Source organism: Micromonospora sp. NBC_01638, from assembly GCF_045209745.1.
GTDB lineage: Bacteria > Actinomycetota > Actinomycetes > Mycobacteriales > Micromonosporaceae > Micromonospora.
This window is the reverse complement of the sequence record NZ_CP109273.1, coordinates 5847382-5863713: the sequence shown is the minus strand read 5'-3', so window position 1 is coordinate 5863713 and position 16332 is coordinate 5847382. Positions and strand designations below refer to the sequence as shown.

Below are 16332 nucleotides of genomic sequence, written 5' to 3'. Positions count from 1 at the left end.
GGTGCGTACGGTGGAACTGGTCTGCTCGGCCGGGTTGGACACTGAGGTCCGGTCGACCTGGGAACGGTTGGCGGCGGCGGGGCTGCCCAGCCTGGCGCGCAACACCCACCCGACCAACCGGCCGCACCTGACCCTCGCCGCGGTGGACGATTTTCCGCCCGGCGTCGAGCACCGCCTGGCCGAGCTGTTCGACGCCGCGCTGCCGGTGCCGGTCACACTTGAGCGCGTTGTCGTGCTCGACGGCAGCGCCCCGTTGGTCTGGCTCGTACGACCCACGCCGGCACTGGCTGCCGTGCACGCCGCCGTCTGGGACGTCCTCGCCGAGGCCGACGGGCTTCGACCGTGGCACGCGCCGGGTGCGTGGGTGCCGCACCTGAGCCTGGCGCTGCGGTTCCGTAACGCGGATCTGCGGCTGGCCCGGGCTGTTGCTGGCGGGCAGCGGCCGGCGGGCACGTTCGTCGCGGCCCGCAGCTACGACGGGGCGGATCGAACGGTCGCTCGACTCGGGTAGGCGCAGGTACGCAACGCGGCTGTCCCGCAGGACCACGACCCGTGGGGCGGATCAAGCCCGGCGTACCGCGTCCTGGTTCCGCCGCCCCAGCGGTAGAAGCGCAGGTAGTCGAACTCGGGCGGTGACCGCGGCCGTGCGCGACCAGCCCGCCATCCGGGAACGGCACGCCGATCAGACCCGGCCGATCGGAGCGCCGATGCTCAGGGCGATGATGGGCCCATGAGCAGTGGCACCGAGGGGCGGGGAATGGCCGAACTGGCCGCCCTGCTGGCCGACGGCACCCGCGCCGACATCTGCCTCGCGCTGCTCGACGGCCGGGCCTGGACGGCCGGGGAGCTGGCCCGGCGGGCCGGGGTCGCGCCCTCGACGGCCAGCGACCATCTCACCCGGCTGGTCCGGGGCGGGCTGCTCGTCGAGGAGCGGCAGGGGCGGCACCGCTACCTGCGGCTGGCCGGGCCGTCGGTGGCCCAGCTGATCGAGCACCTGGCCGGACACGCCCCGGCCCCAACTCCGCCGACCGGCTCGCTGCGCGCGGCGACAGCGAGCGCCGCCTTGACGTACGCCCGGACCTGCTACGACCACCTCGCCGGGCGGCTGGGCGTGCTGATGTACGACGCGCTGCTGGCCGACGGGCGGCTGGACCGGTCCAGCGGGTTGGCGCTGACCGCCGACGGGTGGGCGTGGGCGGCCGAACTGGGCGTACCGGTGGACGTGCTGCGCACCGCTCGACGCCCCGTGGTCCGCGACTGCCTGGACTGGACCGAGCGCCGCCCGCACCTGGCCGGGGCGCTCGGCGCGGCGCTCTGCCGCCGCTTCACCGACCTGGGTTGGATCACCCAGGGCAGCGGCCGCGCCGTCCGTCTCACCCCGACCGGCCGCGCCGCACTGGCCGAAACCCTGGACGTCCCCGACAGCACGCTCACCCCCGACACGGTCCCGGCGCCGACCAGCGGCCGAGCCTGACGCGACGGTCGCCGGCCAGAGGCAGAGGCGGCACAACATCCTGGATCGAGTGGCCTCGGCACCGCCGGAGGCCACTCGATCCATGATCGAGCACGATCTTGAAGGCGTGGCGTGGCGTGGCGTGGCGTGGCGTGGCGTGGCGTGGCGTGTGCGGCGTGGCGTGCGCGGGCGGGATTGTTCGGTGAGGAGCGAAGGGTTCGGGTCTTACAGTCGGCCGGTGACTGACAGGTGGCCCGACATTGCTCCCGCAGCGGGAACGCCGGAATGCGGCCCGCCCTCGTTCGCACCTGGACGGGGTTGGTGGGTGACGCGGCACGCTGACGTGCGGGCGGCGCTGACCGACCCGGCCTTCCGGGTGCCGGCCGTCGACAGCGGTCCGCCTGGCACGCTCGCCTGGCTGCGCGCCTCGGTCAGCCGGTTCAGCCCGCCGCAGCGGCACGCCGAACGCCGGGCGGTCGTGGTGACCGCGCTGGCCGAGTTGGACCCGGACGAGCTGCGGCACGAGGCCGCCCAGCTGACCGTCGCCGTCCTGGACCGGGCCGGTGACCGCCTCGACGTGATGCGTGCACTGGCCCGGTCGGTGCCGCTGCGGGTGCTGGCCGGCCGCCTCGGTCTCGCCGATCCGGCAGCCGCCGGGACGGCGGTCGCGGTCGTCGCCGCGGCGTACCACCCGGGGGTTGACGTGGCCCTGGCCCGGCGGGCCGACCGGGCGGTGGCGACGCTGCTGGCGCTGGTGCCGCCGGCCCCGCCGGAGGTGCGCGCGAACCTGATCGGTCTGCTGGTCCAGGCCTGCGACGCGACCGCCGGCCTGATCGGCGCCGCCGCCCACCACCTGCTGCCCCGGCCGGACCGTGACCCGACGGGTCAGGCCGGGACCGCCGACCTGCTGGCCGAGGTGCTGCGGCTCGACCCGCCGGTACGGGCGACCCGCCGAGTCACCACCGCCGCGGTGCCCGTGGGCGGGCAGGATCTGCCGTCGGGTAGCCCGGTGCTGCTGCGGTTCGACGCGGCCAACCGCGACCCGCGGGTGTTCGCCGAGCCGGCGACGTTCCGACCGGGTCGACCCGAGGCCGCGCTGCTCACGTTCGGAACGGGGGAGCGCGGCTGCCCCGGCGAGCGACACGCCCTGGCCCTCGCGGGCGGGGTGCTCGACGTGCTGCGCGAACGCTGCCGACGCACCCGTGCCGACCTCCGCCATGAACCGCACCCGACCCTGCGTGTGCCGACGAATGTGCAGGTGAGCGTCCGATGACCGACCGCCGTGCCGAGTTCCGCGCCCTGCACCACACCGGCCGGCCCCTGCTGCTGCCCAACGCCTGGGACCATGCCTCGGCGGCGGGGCTCGCCGCACGTGGCCACCGGGCGATCGGCACCACCAGCCTCGGGGTCGCCGCGGCCGCGGGCCGACCCGACGGGACCGGGGCCACCGCCGCGGAGACCCTGAGTCTGGCACGCCGGCTGGCCAAGCTGCCGGTGCTGCTCAGCGTCGACATCGAGGCCGGGTTCAGCGACGATCCGGCGGCCGTCGCCGGGTACGTGGCGGAACTGGCCGGGCTGGGTGTGGTCGGGATCAACCTGGAGGACGGGCGCGCCGACGGCACCCTCGCCGACCCCGAGGACACCGCCGACAAGGTCGCCGCGGTGAAGGCGGCGGTGCCGGGCCTGTTCGTCAACGCCCGCACCGACACCTGGTGGCTCGGGGTGGACGACCCGCTGCCGCAGACCCTCGCCCGTGCCCGTGCCTACCAGGCCGCCGGCGCCGACGGGATCTTCGTGCCCGGCACCGTCGACCTGGCCACGCTGCGCGTCCTCACCCAGCGGATCGACGCCCCGGTCAACGCGCTCTACCAGCCGGGCGGACCGGGGCTGACCGAACTGGGCGGGGCCGGGGTCGCCCGGGTCAGCACCGGCTCCCTGCTGTTCCGGGCCGCGCTGGCCGCCGCGCTCGCCGCCGCCGACGGGGTACGCGCCGGCGGGCGCGCGGTGCCGCAAGGGCTGCCGTCGTACGCCGAGGTGCAGGGCCTGGTGCCGGCGGACCACTGTACAAAGCCGACGTCCCGCTCCCTTCGGGGTGAATAGGAGGATTGTTCGGTCCGTTCCAGTCCCGACGATTACGGTGTGTTACAGGGCGAACCACCCAGTGTCGTGACCGGAGAAAGGGACCCCGTCATGCGTGTGCCCAGCCGTAGCCCGGGACAGCAACCCGGTTCGCCCGTGTCGCCCACCGCGCCGGCCCGCCGCCGGCCCTCCGGCGTGACCCCCCGCCGCCTTGCCATCGCCGTGCCCGACCTGGCCGCCTACCGGGCTGCCGTCGCCGAGCTGCTGGTCGAGGTCGGCGCCCTGGCCGACGCGGCGAGCACCCGGGCTCGACAGGTGCTCATCGATGAGCGATTGCGGGAGCCAGCGCTCGCCGCGGTCCTCGACGCCACGCCGCAGGGGTTGATCGGCGCGCGCGAGACGCTGCTGCTGGAGATGGCCCGCTACCAGCCGAACCCGCGCACCTCGGCGCGTGACCTCACCGCGCTGGTCCGGATCTACCTGCTCTCCCGTATCGACGTGCTGTGGTGGCAGGACGCTCCGACGTTCGTCACCGACGACCAGGTCAACGGCAGCCCTGAACTGGTCGACCTGGAGTGGCTGCGCCGCCGCGACCTGCTGCGCTTCCGCTACCAGGAGCAACCCGCCACGGTGCTGGGCCGGGCCGCGCGCGGGCTGCGTCGGCGGCTCCGACCGGGCGCCACCCCGCGCACCGCGGGGCTGCTGTTCCGCCGCGCCCGGCGCGAGGTGGTGGCGCTGCTCAACGACATCGGACGGGAGTTCACCGCCGCCGCGCCGCCGGCTACCCCGCCACTGTGGGTGACCAGCCTGGTCCGCAGTACCGAGCACCAGCACCGGCTGCGCCGCCTGGGCTACGCCGCGATGCTGCCCAGCGGGCACTGCCTCGGCTACTCGGTCGACGTCGAGCTGGCCTGGTTCGAGCGTTTCGGGGCGCGGGACGCCCTGGCGGAGCTGCTGCTGGACCGGCAGGAGGCCGGAGAGCTGAACGTGATCGACGAGGGGCAGGCCTGGCACCTGTGCCTCGCGCCCGCAGCCCGGCGGCGCCTACGCCGGGCGTACGAGGCTGAGATGGGGGTCTGAGCCGATGTGCGGCATCGCGTTGAGTATCGGCCCCGAGGCCGACCCGGCGACCTTCCGGCGGATGCTCGCCGTCCTGGCCCCGCGCGGTGAGGTCACCGAGACCCGATCCGAGAGTGGGCTGCTCGCCGGCACCCGCCGGCTACGGGTCGTCGACCGGGACCGGGCGGTGCAGCCGTGGACCTCGATCGACGAGCGCTGGCTGCTCTGCTTCAACGGCGAGATCTTCAACTATCGGGAGCTGCGGGCGCAGCTGACCCTCCTGGGGCAGGCGTTCCGCACCGAGGGCGACACCGAGGTGCTGCTCGCCGCGTTCCAGCAGTGGGGCGAGGCGGCGGTGACCCGGCTCCGTGGCGAGTACGCCTTCGCGGTCGTCGAGCGGGCCACCGGCCGGGCGTACCTGGCGCGCGACCCGCTCGGGGTCAAGCCGCTGTACTGGTCCCGCCGGCCCGGCTGCCTGCATGTCGCCTCCGAGGTCAAGGCGCTCGTCGGGCATGGCACCCCGATCGCCGAGGTGCCACCGGGGCACCACGGCTGGGCGGAGGCGGACGGACACGTGCGACTGAGCCCGTACGTCGACCTGCTCACCATCGGCGAGGGCCTACCCGTCATCGACGACCCGGACGAGGCGGCGCTGCTCGTCCGTGCCGCGCTGAGCGACTCGATCCGCATGCGGGTGGAGACCGACCTGACCGTCGGGGTGGTGCTCTCCGGTGGGTTGGACAGCTCGTTGACCCTGCGGCAGGTGCGCGACATCCACCCGGACTGCGTCGCGGTGACCATCGGCGTGGCGGACAGCCCCGACGTGGCGTACGCCCGGCGGCTCGCCGCCGACCTCGACGTGCCGCACGTGGTGGTCGAGTTGCGTCCGCGCGACATCCGGCTCGCCGACGTCCGCGAGGCGATCCGGATCTCCGAGCTGACCGAGTACGGCGACATCATCAACGCGGTCGTCTCGGTGCCGATCTTCCGACGGCTGCGCGACCTGGGCATCAAGGTGGTGCTCACCGGCGACGGCTCCGACGAGCTGTTCGGCGGGTACCCGATGTATCACCAGGTCGATCCGGCCGTGGCCCGCCGACTGTTCCTGCACCGGATCCGCAACCTGTGCCGGACGGAGTTGCAGCGGGTCGATCGGGCGGCCATGGGGCACGGGGTGGAGGCCCGGGTGCCGTTCCTCGACCCCAGCGTGGTGGAGCTGGCGATGCGGCTGCCGTTGAGTCTCAAGCTGCGCCACGGGCAGGAGAAGTGGATCGTCCGGCGGGCGTTCGCCGACGTGCTGCCCGACTACATCCTGCGTCGCCCGAAGAACCCGATGTCGTACTCGTCGGGGCTGCACGAGCGGGTCCGGCTGTACAAGCCGCTCTTCGCCCGGCTGCACCGCTCGTTCGGCTACGACCTGCAGGAGCCGGTCCGCCGGGACTTCGACAGCGTGCTGAGCCGCTGCGGCAACGACCTGGACCGGGCCATCGCCGCCGGGATGGACCGACCCGACTACACGGTCCTGGAGCACGCCCGCGACCTGGTCGGTGCGGCGAAGTGGAACGCCGCGCCGATGGTCCGTCGGCTGGTCGGCCCACGCCCGGCCCGTCGTTGACGGCTGCGTCGGCCCGAACACGTCCGCTCAGCGTAGATGCGCCCTGTCCCCAAATGATGGTGCTACGGTATCTATATCGTATTCCGTATATTGGGGGGCATTTAATGAATGTTAGTCCTGTTTCCCTTTCGCTGAACGAGGCTTCACAGGGCTACCAGCCGCCGCAGCTGCGCCGGCTGGGCACGCTGGCCGAGCTGACCCAGGGCGGTTTCCCCGGAGTCACGGACGCCGACGGCCAGTCCGGCGTCGAGGGCTCGATCTGACCGTCCCGGTCGACCACTCATCCTCGCCATGCTGCGACTCGACGGTGCCGGGCGGGCCTTCGGGCGGCGCCGGGTCTTCTCGGGGCTCGACCTGGAGGCTGCGCCCGGCACCCGGCTGTTGCTGACCGGCGGCAATGGTGCCGGCAAGACGACCCTGCTGCGCTGTCTGGCCGGCACCCTCGCCTTGAGCACCGGCCGGGCGACCATCGCCGGGTGGCCGGCCGGCACACCGGCGGCCCGCCTTTTGGTCGGCGTCGCTCTCGCCCCCGAGCAGACCCTCAGCGGTCGACTGTGCGGGCACGACAACCTGATGCTGGTGGCCCGGCTGCGGCTGCCCCGCCGGGAGGCTGCCGCAGCGGTGGCGGAGGTCGAGGAGGAGTTGGGCATCTCCGATTACGCCCGTCTGCCCGCGCAGCGGTGTTCCGCCGGGATGCGGGCCCGGATCAGCGTCGCCCGCGCGCTGCTCGGCGCCCCGCCGGTCGTGCTGTTCGACGAGCCCGGGCGGTCCCTGGACGCTGCGGCTCGGGCGCTGTTCTGGGCCGCGCTGGATCGCCGTCCGGGCCTGACCTGCGTACTCGCCTCGCACCTGGATGAGGATCGCGCCCGGTGCGACCGCACGCTCGCCATGCCGGTACGTCGATGAGCAGCGACCTGCGCGCCGCCGACGCCCTCGGGGCAGGACGGTTGCCCCGACCGACCGGCACCACGGAGCCCGGTCGCGCCAACGCGGTCCCCGACGCACCACCGACATGGCGGGCCGGCGGCCGTGCGGTGCTGGCGCTGCTGCGCCGGGACCTGGCCGAGCGTCGTGGGCTGCGACTGTCGTTCCTGCTGGACCTTGGGTTCGGGCTGCTCAACCTGCTGGTTTTCCTGTTCGTGTCCCGGGTGCTCATGCTGTCCCCGGCCAGCGACTTCGCCCGTTCGTCCAGCTACTTCGACTTCGTCGCGGTGGGCATCGTGTTCCTGCTGGTGATCCAGGCCGCGACCGTGCAGGTGGTCGCCCGGGTGGCAGCCGAGCAGCGGGACGGAATGCTGGAGTTGCTGGCCGCGCAGCCCGTGCCCGGCTGGGCGCTCGCGCTTGGGCTGGTCGGTCACCCGTTCGCCTTCGCGCTGCTGCGCGCCGGGGTGTATCTGGGCCTGCTGGCCGGGTTCTTCGGTCTGCACGTCGGCGATGCCCACTGGCTCGGGGTGGTGGTCGTGCTGGTCCTCGGGGCGCTGTGCGCGCTGCCGTTCGGGGTGGTGCTGATGGGGTTCGCGGTCGCGGTCGGTCGCGGCGACCCGGCGGCCCGGCTGCTGGTGGTGGCCCTGTCGTTCCTGTCCGGCACGTACTTCCCGATCTCGGCGCTGCCCGACGTCCTGCACCCGGTGTGCGCGGTGCTGCCCACCCGGATGGCGCTGACCGGCCTGCGGCACGCGCTCACCGGGGGCGACTGGGCGGGGGCGGCGTGGGCGCTCGCCGGTATCGCCGCCGTACTGCTGCCGTTGTCCGCCTGGATGTTCGATCGCGCGCTGTGGTTGGCCCGGCGCAGAGGGGTGCTCACCCGTGACTGACCTCGTACCGCTGCGTCCCACCGACCGCGACGTGGCGTGCGGCATCGTGCTGGGCCTGGACCCCGCCGCGTCGGCACCGGCCACCCCGTCCGGCCCGGCGCCGACGCCGCTGGTGGCCCTGGAGCAGGCGGTGCTGCCGGCGCTGCGCCGACCGCCCTGCCTGGTCAGCTTCTCCGGCGGGGTGGACTCCTCGCTGGTGTTGGCGATCGCCGCCCGGGTGGCGCGGCGGGAAGGGCTACCGGACCCGGTGCCGGTCACCTGGCGGTTCACCGACGCGCCCCGCGCCGAGGAGTCGCCCTGGCAGGACCGGGTGATCGCCGAGTTGGGGCTGGCCGCACAGTGGCAGATCCTCCAGGCCGGCGACGACCTGGATCTGGTCGGGCCCGTCGCCCACCGGTTGCTGAGCCGGTACGGGCAGGTGCACCCGCCCAACCGGCACCTGCACCTGCCGATCGTCGAGCTGGCCCGGGGCGGCGCGTTACTCACCGGGGTCGGCGGTGACCAGATCCTGGCCGGTTGGCGGCGGCGGCCCGGCTCGGTGCGGGCCCGACTCGGCCGGCTGCGGGCCCGGTGGTGGCACCGGAAGCCGGACCCGTTCCCTTGGCTGCGCCCGGAGGTGGCCCGGCAGATGAGCCGCGCGTTCCGCGTCGAGCAGCGCGCCGAGCCGCACCGGCTGGCCGGGCGGGTCGCCTGGCACCTGCGCCGCCGAGACCTGACGATGACCCGGGCGAGTTTGGCCGTGGTCGCCGCCGACCACGCCGTGCTGGCGGTGACGCCGCTGCTGGACGACGGGTTCGCCGCCGCCCTGGCCGCCCACCACGGCGGGCTGCGGTCACCGTCCCGGCGGGAGCTGCTCGCCGCGATCACCGACGCTGCCCTGCCGCCGCTGATCGTCGCGCCCCGCCGCAAGGCCACCTTCGACGAGGTGTTCTTCCGGGCGGAGACCCGCGAGGCGGTGCGCGCCTGGGACGGCGGCGGGGTCGACGAGTCGCTGGTCGACGTGGCGGCGCTGCGCCGGGAATGGTCGGGCTGGCCGGTCAACCCGCGGACGGCGGCGCTCGTGCAGCAGGTGTGGCTGGCCGACCGGTCGGCTCCGAGGAGACAAACCACCCTGGAGGTGCCGAGGTGACCACCGATACCGCGCCCGTCTATCGAGTGCTGGCCGACCGGGTCGCCTGGCGGTCGGCCGGCGACGAGACCGTGCTGCTGGACACCCGGCAGTCGGTCTACTTCGCACTGGACCGCTCGGCCGCGCTGCTGTGGCCGCACCTGCTGGCCGGCGCCACCGCCGACGAACTGTCCGAGGTGCTGGCCGGGCAGGCACCGATCGGCCGGGACCGGGCCGCCGCCGACGTCCGCGCCTTCCTCGCCGAGTTGGAGGCCGCCGACCTGCTCGAACGCCTCTGACGCCCGCCCGAGCTGCGCGCGCAACGCAACGGGCGGCGCGGTCAGACCGACGGCGTGGTCAGGGCAGCCAGGAGCGTGGGACCGGGCGGCACAGGATCTCCGCCAGCTCGTGCCGGTGCGGGTCCGGGTCGCCGTCCAGCCAGGCGTGGGCGTGGAACCCGACCCCCGGCGCGCTGACCCCGATCACCACGGTCCGCGCCACCCGCTGCCGGGCGAACCAGCGTTGCCGCACCAGCGCGCTCTCCAGGCAGTTGCCACCGCCCCGGCCCAACGCGCGCCGGACCAGGGTGTCGGTGCCGCCGGGCGGGGGCGCGGGAAGGTGTACGGCGTCGAGCCCACCCCGGGCGAGTTGGCGGCGTACCCGCCGGCAGGCCAGCAGCGTCCACGCCACCACGGCCAGGCCGAGCGGCCCGTGCCGACGAATCACCCGGGCCAGGGCGCGCAGCGCGCGTACCGAATCAGGCATGGTGCCGCCGCCGCGCGGTCCGCAGTTCCCGCAGCACCCGGGGCAGCCGCCCGACGTGCCGGCCGATCCGCCGGGCGTACGCCCACAGCAGGCCCCACCGGCCACGGTGCGCCCCCGCGTCGAGCTGGCGCAGGTGCACCGGTGACGGCAGTACCAGCCGGGACAGTGCTCGCAGGCGGTGCCCCGGCCCGGACAGTTCCGCCAGGTGCGCCAGGCCGACGGCGGTCGGACTGGACAGGCGGGCGGCGAGCCATGCCGACGACGGGCCGTGCGTGGACGACAGGCCGAGCCGGGTCGCGACGGCCACGCCGGCCGGCAGCACCCCGAGCCCGACCGTGAACGCCGGCACGGCGTCGCAGGCCACGGCGAGCCGACCGGCCGCCTCCCAGGCATCCGGGGGCAGCACCTCAAGCGCGCGGGCCAGGTCCCGGGCGGGCTTGCCGAAGCCGTGGGGACTGGCGGCATGCAGGGTGGCGATCAGGGCGGCGCCGACGGCGTCGGGCACGAGGACGTGCCCGCCGGCCAGGTCGAGGTGCTGCGCCGAAGCGCGAAGCGACCGCCACAACTCGTCGTAGTCGCCGACCCCGGCGAAGCCGCGGTGCAGTTCCATGGTCAGCGGCAGTGGCCCGGGGGCGTGCCAGGGCTGCTCGTGCCAGTACGCCCCGACGTCGTACAGGTCGGGGGGCAGCTTCGGCCGGTAGCCGGCGGCGAGCAGGGCGTCCTGCGCGGCGGTGACGGTGTCCGGCGCGACGAGCAGGTCCACGTCGGCGTAGAGCCGGTCGGTGTCGAGCCGGCGGGCCAGGCCGGCACCCTTGAGCAGCATGCTGTCGACGCCGTGGTGGCGCAGCACGTCGCTGGTGGCCACGGCCAGGGCGTCGAGGGCGAGGCAGCGCAGGGCGAGGCCGGGGCTGGCCCTCACGGCAGCACCCCGGCGGGGGTGAGCGCGGTGTCGAGGAGCCGGTGGGTGGCGTCGAGGGCCGCCCAGTCGCGAGGGCGGGTCAGGTCGTATCCGGGCCGGCCGGCCAGCGTGAGCAGCGCGGCCGGGTCGGAGGGCAACTCGGGCAGGGAGCGCCGGGCGGCGAGGCGGGCCAGCAACTCGGCCGGCCCGATCGGCGTCAGCGCGGGCCCGTCGCCCCAGCGCAGGAAGATCCAACCGCCGAGCGGCAGGCGGGGCACGATGGCGGGCAGGGTGACCCGCAGCCGGGTGGCGTCGCGGACCTCCCGGGTGGGCAATGCGAGGCTGGGGACCGGTTCCCGCAGGTCGACGCAGCGCGGCCCGGCGAGCACGTCGTCGCCGTCGCAGACCACGATGTCGTCGGCCAGCACCGGCACCTCCCGGGCGGCGAGCGCCGCGAGCAGGGTGCTCTTGCCGGCGGTCCGGGCACCGAGCACCACCCAGGCGCGTCCGGTGTGGGCGAACGCCCCGGCGTGGAAGGTCTCCCGCCCGGCCCAGCGGTTGACGACGACGGCCACCGGAGCGAGGTAGGGGTGGGCGAGCACGTCGGCGGCGAGCGGCGGCCCGTAGAAGGTGGCGTCGCCGCTACGCCGTTCCAGTGCGAGGGTGCGCCCGTCGGTGAGCTGCCGGACCATCCGGTCGGCGTCCAACGCCGCTGGCTGCGGCGCAGAGGTGTGGCGTTGGCGCACGGTCACCGGGCGGCTGCCGGGCGCCAGGTGTGCGGCGGCGGGCAGCTCGGCGACCTCGTCGAGGCCCCGGATGTGCAGCCCGTACGCGGATCTGGCTGGCATGTGTCTCCTGGTGCGGCTCGGGGGCGCGCGGACGGCGCCGGGTGGGGTGTTCCCCCACCCGGCGCCTGGTCCGGCTCGGACGGATCAGTGGCTCAGCGCAGGCTGCCCTGTATGTTGGTCAGCTTGCGGTTCTTCGTCGCCTGCTGGCGGGCCTTGTTGGCCGCCTTCTCCTTGGCCGAGGTCACCGCCGCCGTCGCGGCGAGGCCCGGCGGGTTGACCGGACCGCCGCCGATGGCTTCGACGTCCCACCCGGCCCAGAACCTGCCACCCTGGTCCACCTCGAAGGCGAGGGAGATGTACAAGGTCTGTCCGGGGGTCAGGCCGCCGATCGTCAGCGGCAAGGTGAGGGTGGTGGCAAGTCCGCCGCCCGGCGGGTCCTGGGTCGGGACATCCATCCGGAGGTTGTTGACTGTCACCGTCCGCCCGCCGACGGTGAACGTCCCAGTCGCGGTGTCCGGGTTGACCAACCGCAGCTGCGCCGGGTTCGGCGGTGGCGGTACGCCCGGGTTCGGCGCACCGTTGGGCTGGCTGAGCGTGGTGATGCGCAGCCGCACCAGGGTGGCCGGAGTGATTCCCCGGTTGGTGATGCCCCGCCGGACTATCAGTCGCTTCGGGCTGGTCGGCGTCGCGTCCACGATCTGCTGGTTTGGACCCTCGTTGGCCGCCTTGCTCGGATCGAGCAGGGTGGTCTGGAGGATGCTGCTCTGCTCGAACGGCCCGGCCTGGCGCAGCGGCGACGGTGTGCCGAGGGCGGACGGCACCCCGTTGATCGGACCGAGGGTCGTGGACACCAACCTGAAGTCGGTCGGGTTGTTGCGGGTGTCCTGTGGATTGCCGCGGACCCGTATCCGCACCCACGCGTTGCGGACCGTCGGCGGGCTGTTGAACGCGGGCAGCGGGTTGCCGGTGAAGTAGCCGGGAGTGCTGCCGGCCGCGTCGGTGACGGTGCTGGCGGCATCGGGCACCCGCAGCCGCAGGCCGGTGGCGCCGGTGTTGGGCACCGGCCCGAGGGTGGGCACCACCAGGTCCGCTTGGAGGGTCGGCACGCTGATGTTGTACCTCCCGGTGCCGATCAGGTAACCGTGCCGCGGTTCCAGGACCGTCTCGCTGCTCGGGATCACGACGGTGACGCCGCCGGGGGCTTCCACCGTGATCCCGGGCAGCTGCATCGGGATGGAGGTGTTGTTGTAGAGCGCCACGAACTGGTCGAACTGGGCGGGAATGTTGGCGAGGCCGGACTGCCGGAACTGCTGAATGAGCAACTGCCCGGGCATGCCATTGACCTGCACCGGAACGGTGTTGGAGGTGGAATTGGCGGTGGTGAGCGTCGAGTCGTAGCGCACGAACAGCTCGTTGAGGCCAAACGCGGGCGGCTTCAGGGTGATGGTCGCCCGGCTGAACAGGACGGTCGTGGAGCCCAGGTTGGCGATGACCCCACTGCGTTGCCGGTCGAAGACAGTGACCGTGCCCGCGGTCTCACCCGGGCCGAGATTGGCGGTGAGGGTGATCGGGCTGTCGAAGGCGACCGAACTCGTGCTGACGTTCAGCGTGACCACCGTGTGCGGCTGCACCACGAGGCGGATCTGCCGGACGTCGCTGAGCCCGGCGGCGTCGGTCACCCGCAGGTCGAGGCCGAAGGTGCCGGCCGTGGTAGGTAGGCCGTTGATCTGACCGGTGTTCGGGTCGACGGTCAGTCCTGGCGGCAGGGCGCCGGCGGCGATCGACCAGGTGTAGGGCGCCACCCCGCCGACCACGGTGGGCCGGAGCGAGTATGGCCCGGTGATCTCGGCCAGCGGGATCGACGCGATGACGATGTTCGGGGCCGGGGTGACCGGAATGGTGATCAGCCGGCTGCCGATCAGTCCGAGGCTGCTGGTCACCCGCACCACCAATGCGTAGCTGCCGGCCGCGGTCGGGATGCCGGAGATGCTCCCGGTGTTCGGGTTGATCGACAGCCCGGGTGGCAGCGCGCCATAGGTGACGGAGAACGTGTACGGGGAGCGGCCCCGGACCACGTCGACGATGTGGCTGTAGGCCACGCCGACCTCTGTCGAGGCACCATCCCAGAACACCCACGGCGACTCGTTCGGGATCACCGAGTGCGACGGCGCGGACTCCGGCCCGAGCCCCTGACCGCTCAGCGCGGCGACGGTGAAGGTGTAGGTGACGCCGGCGGTGAGGCCGCTCACGGTGGCGGTCAGCGGTGTCGCCGGTACCGTCTGCGATGGCTGCTTCACTCCGCCGACGTACGGGACGATGACGTAGTTGGTGATCGGTGAGCCGCCGTCGGAGGCGGGCGGGCGCCAGCTGACCACCGCGGTGGTGACGTCGGCGGTGGCTGCGAGGAGGGTCGGAGCGTCGGGCAGGGCAAGGAGCTTCGGCGGGGCGGAGCGCTTGCTGGCGGGGCCGGCGCCGGCGGCGTTGCGGGCCGCCACGGTGAAGGTCCAGGTGCCCTTCGTCGACGCCAGCTTCAGGGTCGCGCTGGTCTTCGCTGCGTCGACTGACGTCGACTTGGCCTTCGTGCCGTTACGGTAGTGCGTGACCACGTAGCCGGTGATCGGGCTGCCGTTGGCCGCTGGCGCCTTCCAGGTGACCACCGCCTTCGTGCCCTTGCGGGCCGCCTTGGGTGCGGCGGGAGCGGATGGCGGGCGAAGCTTGGCCGGCGCTGCCCTTGGTCCGGTGGGCTCCAGACGTTGGGCCGGGGCCCGCGGTACGGCGGCCTGCGCCGGCGCGGCGGTCAGGTCGGGGGCGCGTGCTGCGGCGGCGCCTGGCACCGTGAGCGCCGTCGCGACCAGCAGGCCGGCGAGCGCCGAGCCCGCCAGGGCGCGGAGACGGGATGCAGATGACATTGAACCTACCTCTCGGGGTGGGTGAGGCATCGGGCTGGGGAACAGTGGCGGGCACGTCGATGGGCGCGCCGCAGAGCCCGGCGGGTGACCGGGCGCTGCGAGGGAAGAATTCCGAAATGGACTCGTTTATATTGATATTGCGCTATCTCTGGTATACCACATTTCCGCAGGTCAGAAGCTTGATGACCAATTGCGGACAGTGGCGTATCCGGACCCCCGGAGCTGCTCCGGTCAGCCGACCAGGAGCAGCGCGCCGACCGCAGCGAGCGTGCCGGTGACCGCGAGCAGGGTGCTCGTCAGCACGAACCGGGTCAACGGCACGGCCACGTCGGCCGCCCGGCACCGCTCGAACCACAGCAGGGTGGCCAGCGACGCCCAGGGGGCGGCCAGCGAGCTGACGTTGGTGCCGATCAGCAGGCCGTCGCCCGGACAGCATCGGGCCCGGCCCCCCGGAGATCGGGGGCCGGGCCCGGCGTCGCGCGCGGCGCCTACCAGCCCAGGTAGCTGGGTTGGGTCTGCACGTTGAGCTCGTTGTAGCGGGTTAGCTGGGCTGTCCAGGTACGCCAGTCGTTCAGCTCCAGGACGTCCAGGCCCTTCACCATGTCGTTGGAGTAGATGTGGCCGTTGTAGTAGTACGCGGACCAGGTGCCACCGCCGACGAACGTGTCGGCCGAGAGCGGGCCACGCTCCCAGAAGGCGATCTCCTTCGGGCGGGCCGAGTCGGTGAAGTCCCAGACCGAGATGCCGCCCTGGTACCACGCCTGGACCATGATGTCCCGACCGAGCACCGGGACCAGCGAGCCGTTGTGCGCCACGCAGTTCTCGGTGTCGGCGTTGACGCGGGGGATCTTGTAGTAGCTGCGGAAGTTCATCGTCCGGGCGTCACCGCGGCCGGTGATGTCGTAGATGGCGTCCGCGCCCCGCTCCGGTCCGATGGCCTCGTTTGCAGGTCGCCGCCCCGCCACCACCCAACTCGTCGGTGAAGATCACCTTGTTGCCGGAGTTGTTGAAGGTGGCCGAGTGCCAGAACACGAAGTTGACCGTGTCCCGGACTCGGTTGATGACCCGGGGTGCCTCCCGGTTCTTGATGTCGAGCAGGATGCCGTCACCCATGCAGGCGCCGGCGGCCAGGTCCTTCGACGGGTAGGCGGTGATGTCGTGGCAACCGGTGGTCGCCGAGCCGGTCGGGCTGCCGGGGAAGCCGCCGTCCGGGAAGAGGTTCGGCGTCGCGACCACGGCCGCGTCGGTCGGCTTCTTCAGCGGCACCTTGATGATGGAGATGGAGTCGTGCGGCGGCTGGCAGTCCGGGAATTCGGCCCGCGGGCTGTACGACGAGACGTACAGGTAGACGGCCTTGCGGTCCTTACCCGGCACCAGGGTGTGGGTGTGCGAGCCGCAGGCCGTCTCGACGGACTTGATGTAGCGCGGGTTGGCCTTGTCCTTGATGTCGAAGACCTTGATGCCCTCCCAGGACCCCTTCACGTCGGCGCCGAGCGCATCCGAGCCAGCCAGGGGCCGGAGATGGGCATGATGCGTGGCTGGTTGCAGACCCGTGGGCTCCCGGCGGAGGTCCAGGGGCACGACCACGGCGCCATGCGCGGCATGCAGACACCCGAGGCGATGCGGCAGCTCGCCGCGACCCGCGGCGCGGACTTCGACCGGCTCTTCGTCCGGATGATGACCGAGCACCACGAGGGTGCCATCGAGATGGCCACCAACCTGCTCACGGTCGGTTCCGACCTGACGCTCAACGAATTCGCCAACTCGGTCGCCACCGAGCAGACCGTCGAGATCGACCGCATGCGCGAGGTCCTCGGCCGCTGAGCCGGGCCCCCCGGCACGTA

15 protein-coding genes and 2 pseudogenes are annotated in these 16332 nt (G+C 73.3%); 12 read left to right on the top strand and 5 right to left on the bottom strand.

Features of this window, described 5'->3' with window-relative positions; all coding sequences use genetic code 11:
- The first annotated feature begins 1 nt into the window (after position 1).
- From OG811_RS27460 to OG811_RS27410, 11 genes are all read left to right on the top strand, one after another.
- Positions 2 to 511: a 2'-5' RNA ligase family protein gene (locus OG811_RS27460; protein WP_406069844.1), complete on the top strand. Its 510-nt coding sequence runs from the start codon at positions 2 to 4 to the stop codon at positions 509 to 511.
- Positions 512 to 730: 219 nt separating this feature from the next.
- Positions 731 to 1474 carry an ArsR/SmtB family transcription factor gene (locus tag OG811_RS27455; protein ID WP_406069842.1) on the top strand — a complete coding sequence of 248 codons (744 nt, stop codon included), beginning with the start codon at positions 731 to 733 and terminating at the stop codon, positions 1472 to 1474.
- 304 nt (positions 1475 to 1778) lie between these two features.
- Positions 1779 to 2726 (top strand): cytochrome P450, encoded by a 948-nt coding sequence (locus OG811_RS27450; RefSeq protein WP_406069840.1) that lies wholly within the window; start codon positions 1779 to 1781, stop codon positions 2724 to 2726.
- Positions 2723 to 3553: an isocitrate lyase/phosphoenolpyruvate mutase family protein gene (locus tag OG811_RS27445; RefSeq protein ID WP_406069838.1), complete on the top strand. Its 831-nt coding sequence runs from the start codon at positions 2723 to 2725 to the stop codon at positions 3551 to 3553. Before OG811_RS27450 ends, OG811_RS27445 begins: the two co-directional genes overlap by 4 nt.
- 90 nt (positions 3554 to 3643) lie before the next feature.
- Positions 3644 to 4612: a DUF5715 family protein gene (locus OG811_RS27440; protein ID WP_406069837.1), complete on the top strand. Its 969-nt coding sequence runs from the start codon at positions 3644 to 3646 to the stop codon at positions 4610 to 4612.
- 4 nt (positions 4613 to 4616) lie between these two features.
- The gene (locus OG811_RS27435) at positions 4617 to 6206 is read left to right on the top strand and encodes an asparagine synthetase B family protein (RefSeq protein ID WP_406069835.1); all 1590 of its coding nucleotides are present in this window, start codon (positions 4617 to 4619) and stop codon (positions 6204 to 6206) included.
- Positions 6207 to 6310: 104 nt separating this feature from the next.
- On the top strand, positions 6311 to 6469 hold the full coding sequence (locus OG811_RS27430) for a lasso RiPP family leader peptide-containing protein (protein ID WP_406069833.1): 159 nt from the start codon (positions 6311 to 6313) through the stop codon (positions 6467 to 6469).
- A 28-nt stretch (positions 6470 to 6497) separates the two neighbouring features.
- Positions 6498 to 7112: an ATP-binding cassette domain-containing protein gene (locus tag OG811_RS27425; RefSeq protein ID WP_406069832.1), complete on the top strand. Its 615-nt coding sequence runs from the start codon at positions 6498 to 6500 to the stop codon at positions 7110 to 7112.
- Positions 7109 to 8020 (top strand): ABC transporter permease, encoded by a 912-nt coding sequence (locus OG811_RS27420; RefSeq protein WP_406069831.1) that lies wholly within the window; start codon positions 7109 to 7111, stop codon positions 8018 to 8020. The genes OG811_RS27425 and OG811_RS27420 overlap by 4 nt, the downstream gene beginning before the upstream one ends.
- Positions 8013 to 9149 (top strand): asparagine synthase-related protein, encoded by a 1137-nt coding sequence (locus OG811_RS27415; RefSeq protein ID WP_406069829.1) that lies wholly within the window; start codon positions 8013 to 8015, stop codon positions 9147 to 9149. The genes OG811_RS27420 and OG811_RS27415 overlap by 8 nt, the downstream gene beginning before the upstream one ends.
- Positions 9146 to 9427, top strand: coding sequence for a PqqD family protein (locus OG811_RS27410; RefSeq protein WP_405432586.1), 282 nt, complete (start codon positions 9146 to 9148; stop codon positions 9425 to 9427). The genes OG811_RS27415 and OG811_RS27410 overlap by 4 nt, the downstream gene beginning before the upstream one ends.
- A 58-nt stretch (positions 9428 to 9485) precedes the next feature.
- Here OG811_RS27410 and OG811_RS27405 read toward each other — a convergent pair whose 3' ends face one another.
- The 5 genes and pseudogenes from OG811_RS27405 to OG811_RS27385 form a co-directional block, all read right to left on the bottom strand.
- The gene (locus OG811_RS27405; RefSeq protein WP_405432587.1) at positions 9486 to 9893 is read right to left on the bottom strand and encodes a lasso peptide biosynthesis protein; all 408 of its coding nucleotides are present in this window, start codon (positions 9891 to 9893) and stop codon (positions 9486 to 9488) included.
- Positions 9886 to 10812 (bottom strand): nucleotidyltransferase family protein, encoded by a 927-nt coding sequence (locus OG811_RS27400; protein ID WP_406069827.1) that lies wholly within the window; start codon positions 10810 to 10812, stop codon positions 9886 to 9888. Before OG811_RS27400 ends, OG811_RS27405 begins: the two co-directional genes overlap by 8 nt.
- Entirely contained in the window at positions 10809 to 11639 is an 831-nt protein-coding gene (locus OG811_RS27395; RefSeq protein ID WP_406069826.1) for a hypothetical protein, read from the bottom strand. The genes OG811_RS27400 and OG811_RS27395 overlap by 4 nt, the downstream gene beginning before the upstream one ends.
- A gap of 92 nt (positions 11640 to 11731) precedes the next feature.
- A complete protein-coding gene (locus tag OG811_RS27390; RefSeq protein WP_406069824.1) occupies positions 11732 to 14488 on the bottom strand; it encodes a fibronectin type III domain-containing protein in 2757 nt (918 codons plus the stop codon).
- 488 nt (positions 14489 to 14976) lie between these two features.
- Positions 14977 to 15958: pseudogene (locus OG811_RS27385) on the bottom strand (LVIVD repeat-containing protein); the annotation flags it as partial.
- Positions 15959 to 15976: 18 nt separating this feature from the next.
- Between OG811_RS27385 and OG811_RS27380 the strand changes: the two are divergent.
- Positions 15977 to 16312, top strand: a pseudogene (locus OG811_RS27380) (DUF305 domain-containing protein); the annotation flags it as partial.
- Between the last annotated feature and the right edge of the window lie 20 nt (positions 16313 to 16332).

Coding starts and splice junctions, on each gene's coding strand:
- OG811_RS27455 (WP_406069842.1), top strand. CDS start 731: ATGAGCAGTGGCACCGAGGGGCGGGGAATGGCCGAACTGGCCGCCCTG.
- OG811_RS27445 (WP_406069838.1), top strand. CDS start 2,723: ATGACCGACCGCCGTGCCGAGTTCCGCGCCCTGCACCACACCGGCCGG.
- OG811_RS27440 (WP_406069837.1), top strand. CDS start 3,644: ATGCGTGTGCCCAGCCGTAGCCCGGGACAGCAACCCGGTTCGCCCGTG.
- OG811_RS27435 (WP_406069835.1), top strand. CDS start 4,617: ATGTGCGGCATCGCGTTGAGTATCGGCCCCGAGGCCGACCCGGCGACC.
- OG811_RS27430 (WP_406069833.1), top strand. CDS start 6,311: ATGAATGTTAGTCCTGTTTCCCTTTCGCTGAACGAGGCTTCACAGGGC.
- OG811_RS27425 (WP_406069832.1), top strand. CDS start 6,498: ATGCTGCGACTCGACGGTGCCGGGCGGGCCTTCGGGCGGCGCCGGGTC.
- OG811_RS27420 (WP_406069831.1), top strand. CDS start 7,109: ATGAGCAGCGACCTGCGCGCCGCCGACGCCCTCGGGGCAGGACGGTTG.
- OG811_RS27405 (WP_405432587.1), bottom strand. CDS start 9,893: ATGCCTGATTCGGTACGCGCGCTGCGCGCCCTGGCCCGGGTGATTCGT.
- OG811_RS27395 (WP_406069826.1), bottom strand. CDS start 11,639: ATGCCAGCCAGATCCGCGTACGGGCTGCACATCCGGGGCCTCGACGAG.
- OG811_RS27390 (WP_406069824.1), bottom strand. CDS start 14,488: ATGTCATCTGCATCCCGTCTCCGCGCCCTGGCGGGCTCGGCGCTCGCC.